Raw genomic sequence first — 5,987 nt, 5'->3', positions numbered from 1 at the left:
TGGGAGGGCGAACATATCTCACCCCGTTCCCTGCCCGACATGGCAGAACGCACATTGGTGGTTGGCTCCATGTCGAAAAGCCACGCCATGACGGGATCCCGCTGCGGTTGGGTCATTGGTCCGGAGGCGGTGATTGCGCATCTGATTACCTTCGCCACACACACGACCTACGGCGTGCCCGGGTTCATTCAGGACGCCTCGGTCTTCGCACTGGATCAAGGCCCGGACTTCGAAGCAGACATCGCAGCGCCGTTCAAACGCCGCCGCGCCATCGCGCAGAACGTATTGTCAGGCCAGAACACCATTGGTCTGATTCCGGCCCAAGGAGCCATGTACCTGATGCTGGATATCCGCGCGACCGGGATGACGGGGGACGATTTCGCCAACGCCCTTCTGGACGAACACCATATAGCTGTCATGCCCGGCGAAAGCTTTGGACAAGCCGCCGCCGGTCACATTCGGGTCGCCATGACAATCGACGACGCCGAATTTGAACAGGCACTGCGCACGCTTACGACATTTGCCGAAGCGCGCGCAGCCTGAGATCAGAACCGGATCGAACCGCGTACGGTCAGGGTCGTGGCATCCGCATCGACGCCCGAGCCGTCGATATCGTCAAAGCTGTGCTCCAAAAGCTCGGCCCCGACGGTGTAACGGTCGTTGATCTGGTAGGCCACGCCGATACCGTAAAACTCGCCGGTCTCAGAACCAATCGACGTGTCCAAATCAGCAACACCAGCCGTGAAATACCCCAGCGTGCGACCGAAGTCGTAGCCAGCCTGCAGCTTCAATCGGGCGACACTGTCAACATCCGCAGCGCCATTCAGGTCAATGTCGGTGAAGTCATAGTCGAGCTCGCCACCCAGGACGAAAGTCCCGAAATCGTAGCGGTACCCGACATGCGCACCGTAAAGAATGTCGTCACCATCCGCATCGCCAGATCCATCGACATCGCCATAACCCAACTGCAAACCGGCATAACCACCCGTCCAGTCGCCGCCAAACGTCTGTACCGGCGCGGGGGGCGGGGGTACAGGCGCCACAGGTTCGGGTGCCGGGGCATCAAGGCTGCCAGCCAGAGCCGGGCTTGCCAGGGCCATTGCCAACCCAATCGCAATAATGCGCGTCTTCATAAGTCTGCTCCTTTTTTCGTGGCACAGCGCGATTGCGCGCCGCCCCGTACACATCTGTGCATGACGCAGCACAGTTCCAGCCCCCGGCGCTCACAGTGCGGTGACTGCGCATCAGACCGCCCAAATCCGCGCAAAGTGGCAGCAATAAGCCGCGTGCACGGTGTCGCAAACAGACAAGACAGGCGGCGTTTCGCACGTCACCGTGACGAAGAGTGACATGCTGAAACAAAGGTGACGGAGGACTCGCACACCGTGCAAGGCACCTTTAGCAAGATTTCACTGGTGGCACGTACCATCGGGGCCGAACGCGGCAGGGCCGCGCGTGGGCGACCAGTATCGGTGTGATCTGACCACACTCGATACATCGCACACTTACCCATGGACTATGCAAATGAACGACCAATCCCCCTCTCGCTCTGGCGGCCGGGCCGCACGCCGTGCTGCGCGCGCCACCGCCCTCCCCGACCATCTGCGCCCAGTGCGCCCCGGCCTTGAGGGCGGCCGCTACAATCCACTGACCGACGCAGAGGTTCAGCGCATCCACACGGCTGCACTGGACGCACTCGAAACCATCGGCCTCGCCGATGCGCCGCCGTCCGGCGTGGAATACCTGACAGGTGCGGGCGCACTCCTGGGCGAAGACGGGCGCATCCGTTTCCCGCGCGCACTTGTCGAAGACACCATTGCAAAGGCGAACAGGTCGATCACCCTGTGCAGCCGCGACGGCAAACACGATCTCGATCTCAGCGGCTCCCGCGTTCATTACGGCACGGCTGGAGCGGCGGTGCACATGGTCGATATCGATGGGCAGAACTACCGCGACAGTACAGTACAGGACCTGCACGACGCCGCGCGCATATGCGATGTGCTCGACAACATCCACTTCTGCCAACGGCCGATGATCTGCCGCGACATCCCCGACACGGTCGAGATGGAGTACAACTCGGTCTACGCCTGCGTGTCGGGCACAACCAAACATATCGGCACCAGTTTTTCCGAACCGCATTGCGTGGCCCCTGCGGTCGAAATGCTGCACATGATTGCTGGCGGGGAAGACGCCTGGCGCGCGCGCCCTTTCGTCTCAAATACGAACTGCTTCGTCGTGCCGCCGATGAAATTCGCTTCCGAAAGCTGCCAGGTGATGGAGGAATGCATCAAGGCCGGGCTGCCCGTTCTGCTGCTCTCGGCGGGGATGAGCGGTGCCACGGCGCCCTCGACCATTGCGGGCGCCATCGTGCAGGCCGTGGCCGAGTGCCTCGCGGGCCTCGTCTATGTCAACGCAGTCAAACCCGGCGCCCCAGCCATCTTCGGCACATGGCCTTTCGGTCTTGATCTGCGCACAGGCGCCATGTCCATCGGCTCAGGGGAGCAGGCATTGCTGTCTGCAGGTTGCGCACAGATGCACCGGTTCTATGACCTTCCCGGCGGCGCTGCGGCCGGGGCGACAGACAGCAAGCTGCCTGACATGCAAGCCGGATGGGAACAGATGTGTTCGAATGTCATGGCTGGCATCTCGGGGCTGAACATGGTCTACGAAGCTGCTGGCATGCACGCATCACTTCTGGGCTTCTGCCACGAAAGCCTGATCCTCGGGGACGACATCATCGGTCAGGCCCTGCGCTGCACCCGCGGGATCGAAGTGACGGATGAAACACTGGCTCTCGACCAGATGGCACAGGTGTGCATGGAAGGTCCCGGTCATTACCTTGGGACTGAACAGACGCTATCGCGCATGCAATCGGACTGTGTTTATCCGACATTCGGCGACCGCACCTCACCCAAGGAATGGGCCGAACTGGGCAAGCCGGACCTTTTGGAAAAAGCGGCGGCGCGCAAGGTGGAAATTCTCGCCAGCCGTCCAGCGGCAGCCCTCGACTTTGCCCTTGATGCGGACATTCGCGACAAGTTCAACATCCACCTGCCAAGCAGTTGACCCAAAGGAAAGGGGGACCGCCCCGCCAAAACGGTCCCTCTTCCCTGTTTGAAAACCCTGCCCGAAGGCTCGGGTGTCGACACACCCAAAAAATCGCGTCGCGCCGCGGCCTATAGATGTTTCCGAAAGGTCGCAATCGGCAAAATCCAAGATCACCGCGCGTTGCGTTAACCCCCTGGTGGCCGTGCGTTGGGGGTGTACAGGGGGTGTACGAATGCTGCACGCAGGCTGACACCCTGCCACCGGCATTCATCTTCATGAAAACAAGGTGAATCTGCAGCCGAATCCACCCTTGTCCCTCCTAAAACGAAAATGAGGCCCGGCCCCTGGGGGGAGACCGGACCTCACACCCCCACCCTTTGCCGCGCGGACAATGACACGCGGCAAAAGTCGGGTGTACGGGTTAGCCGTCCGTGGGTGGCATAAGGCCGGCTTCTTGAGCTGCGGCGACTTCATCTGCGTCCAGAGCGCCATCGGCGTTCAGGTCCATCGCGGTGAAAACATCGGATGTAATGTCGGGAAAGCTTGCTTGCACTTCGTCGATGGTCAGCACGCCATCCCCATTCGTATCCAGATCCGCTGCGCCCTGGGCCACTGCAAAGGCCGGGATGGTGAGCGCTGCTACGAAAGTCAGAGAAGCAATCTTGGTCATTGGTGAACTCCTATCGAGTTTGGTTGTTTGAGGGGCCTGTTTCCGGCGCCCTTGATGTACATGAGCACAAATTTCGGCACTGCACCCCCCTCCCGATCTCCACCCCCTCAACCGCGCAAGCGCCTGCCGATCCGGGCGATTATCATGCGCGGCGTGCTGCCCAAAAAGAGGGTATACAGGGGATCGGCGAAAACCCCCGGGCTGTTCAAGTGGTATGAGAAAGCCCAGCTTCGCAGCCATGACCCGCCCCATCAGCCCTCGCCGCCTCGTGCCTCTGATCCCTGTTTTGAAACAGCGCGCGCTGCAGCTGGCCCGCGACCGTGCCGAGGCCGAGGACCTCGTGCAGGACACATTGCTTATCCTGTGCCAGCACCTGCGTGACGGCCACAGGATGGACGATCTATCGGCTTACGCGATGCAAACCCTGTCGAGCCGTGCGCGGCGCATATTGAAGCTGCAGGTCACCGACAATCTCAAGGATAATCATGCATTGACAGAGCCGGATGCGCTTTTGCGACTGGATTGCGCAGACACGCTTACCGCAATCGCAAAACTGCCCAAGCCACAACGTCAGCTGATGGAACTGGTCGCTGCGGGCGAAACCTCGCCCCGCGCATTGGCGCATGCGACTGGCTTGCCCTTGGGGACAGTCATGTCGCGTCTCGCCCGCGCCCGAGCCAGACTACGCATCACCTTGGCGAAGGACGCATAGAAAAAGGGCGACGCAAAAGCGCCGCCCATCTCACTGATCCCAACCTCGGATTTAGAACGGGTGGATGCGAGGCCAGTTTTCGTTGCCCGCCGCAATGTAGCCGGGAATGTCTTCGGACCACAGTTCCTGCGCGCGCGGGTGCACCTGAACGTACAATGTGCCGTCAACAACCTGCCACACCTGAGGGTCGCCGGGGGCCTTGTAACCCTGGCTTGCCGCCCAAGAGCAGTAGCCGTCATATGCGGGCGCATAGGCGGCCGGATCGGCTTTGAACTTGTCGCGATTCTCTTCGTTGGCAAAGTACCAGATCGCGCCATTGTGGAAGTGGTTGAAGCGCGCTTCGCCTTCCATCGGCGTGCCGTCATGGTACGACACGGTGTCATACCCGCTCAGGGCGACCGCCAGCTGGTTACCCGCTTGCGCATTCTGTGCACCAAAGGCCATCGCCACGGCGACCCCAAGGATCGCCAGCATCTTTTTCAGCATCATTTCTGCTCCATAAATTGAAGTGTTGTCTCGGGAGTGGACACCGGCAGCAGTAAGTGATTCCCGCATCACGTGCATTTAACGTGTAGATCAGGATAAGGTCGGTTTTTCTGACGCTTTTTTCAGGCAGAGTTTCATTGCCTTCCAGAGCGGACGAGCTAAGCCCGCGCGTGCAGAAAAAAGGGGGACCAAAAGGTCCCCCTGTGAGTTTCGCCGTTCAGGCTCAATATGTTAACCGCCCGGTACTTTTCTGCCTGCGGCCTGAACGTCGTCGGGGGCGAGCGCACCCGCCCCGTGTGAAGGTGGGAAGGACTTCAAGTACCGCCCCACCCGTCTCGTCGGGAGCCAGACCGATCCAGCCGGCCCGGCCCCCTCGCGCCCCTTCCCCGGGGTGCGTAACTCTTAGCTACACCCGGACGTCCCGCCGCAGGTGTTGCACTTCATACAGGTGCCATTTCGCACCAGCGTGTAGTTGCCGCATTCGCCACAGGCTTCGCCTTCGTAGCCCTGCATCTTGGCCTTGGTGCGCGCATCCATAGTCGTGGTCGCCGCCGTGACGGTCGTCGTCGACACGGATGCTGCACCGTTCACTGCCACTTCGGGCACGAGCGTCTGCAAGGCGACCTCTGCGTCCATTGTGACCTCTTCCGCCATGCCGCCCTGCAGCACCACCAGATCCTGAGGCAGACGCTTGCGCAGATAGCCGGTGGAGCTGATTTGCTTCAGCACTTCCAGGGACTTCGACGCAGCAGTCTCAGACAGTTCAGAGACGTTGGATACGCCCTCTTCCTCGCCACGACCGATGTCGTCAAAGGTGGCACCCTCGGGTTTCACATGCGCCAGGTCAGTGCGATCCAAGTAGGACACAGCCAATTCACGGAACACGTAGTCGAGGATCGATGTCGCGTTCTTGATGCTGTCATTGCCTTGAACCATGCCCGCAGGTTCGAACTTGGTGAAGGTGAAGGCATCCACGAACTCCTCCAGCGGCACACCGTATTGCAGGCCAACGGATACTGCGATGGCAAAGTTGTTCATCATTGCCCGGAAGCCAGCGCCTTCCTTGTGCAT

Annotated in this window: 7 protein-coding genes; 3 read left to right on the top strand and 4 right to left on the bottom strand. The window is 60.6% G+C overall.

Going from position 1 to position 5,987, the window contains the following annotated elements; translation table 11 throughout:
- Positions 1-543, top strand: a 543-nt coding sequence (locus AC6RA8_RS20500; protein ID WP_500355416.1) for a pyridoxal phosphate-dependent aminotransferase, incomplete at its 5' end; no start/stop codon positions are given.
- Between the two features lie 2 nt (positions 544-545).
- On the opposite strand, the gene AC6RA8_RS20495 is transcribed toward AC6RA8_RS20500, so the two are convergent.
- Entirely contained in the window at positions 546-1,133 is a 588-nt protein-coding gene (locus tag AC6RA8_RS20495) for an outer membrane protein (RefSeq protein WP_500355414.1), read from the bottom strand.
- A gap of 391 nt (positions 1,134-1,524) precedes the next feature.
- On the opposite strand from AC6RA8_RS20495, the gene AC6RA8_RS20490 reads away from it, so the two are divergent.
- Positions 1,525-3,066 carry a trimethylamine methyltransferase family protein gene (locus tag AC6RA8_RS20490; RefSeq protein WP_500355412.1) on the top strand — a complete coding sequence of 514 codons (1,542 nt, stop codon included), beginning with the start codon at positions 1,525-1,527 and terminating at the stop codon, positions 3,064-3,066.
- Between the two features lie 403 nt (positions 3,067-3,469).
- Here AC6RA8_RS20490 and AC6RA8_RS20485 read toward each other — a convergent pair whose 3' ends face one another.
- Entirely contained in the window at positions 3,470-3,718 is a 249-nt protein-coding gene (locus AC6RA8_RS20485; RefSeq protein ID WP_500355410.1) for an EF-hand domain-containing protein, read from the bottom strand.
- A 238-nt stretch (positions 3,719-3,956) separates the two neighbouring features.
- Here AC6RA8_RS20485 and AC6RA8_RS20480 point away from each other — a divergent pair, with 238 nt between their 5' ends.
- A complete protein-coding gene (locus tag AC6RA8_RS20480) occupies positions 3,957-4,430 on the top strand; it encodes an RNA polymerase sigma factor (RefSeq protein WP_500355408.1) in 474 nt (157 codons plus the stop codon).
- A 51-nt stretch (positions 4,431-4,481) separates the two neighbouring features.
- On the opposite strand, the gene AC6RA8_RS20475 is transcribed toward AC6RA8_RS20480, so the two are convergent.
- Together AC6RA8_RS20475 and AC6RA8_RS20470 are read right to left on the bottom strand one after the other, a co-directional pair.
- Positions 4,482-4,919, bottom strand: a complete 438-nt coding sequence (locus AC6RA8_RS20475; RefSeq protein WP_500355405.1) for a YHS domain-containing (seleno)protein — start codon at positions 4,917-4,919, stop codon at positions 4,482-4,484.
- A 399-nt stretch (positions 4,920-5,318) separates the two neighbouring features.
- A partial coding sequence (locus tag AC6RA8_RS20470) for a TSCPD domain-containing protein (RefSeq protein ID WP_500355403.1) occupies positions 5,319-5,987 on the bottom strand: 669 nt, incomplete at its 5' end.

The sequence above is a fragment of the Tateyamaria sp. genome (assembly GCF_059783535.1).
This window is presented reverse-complemented; position numbering and strand designations above follow the sequence as displayed.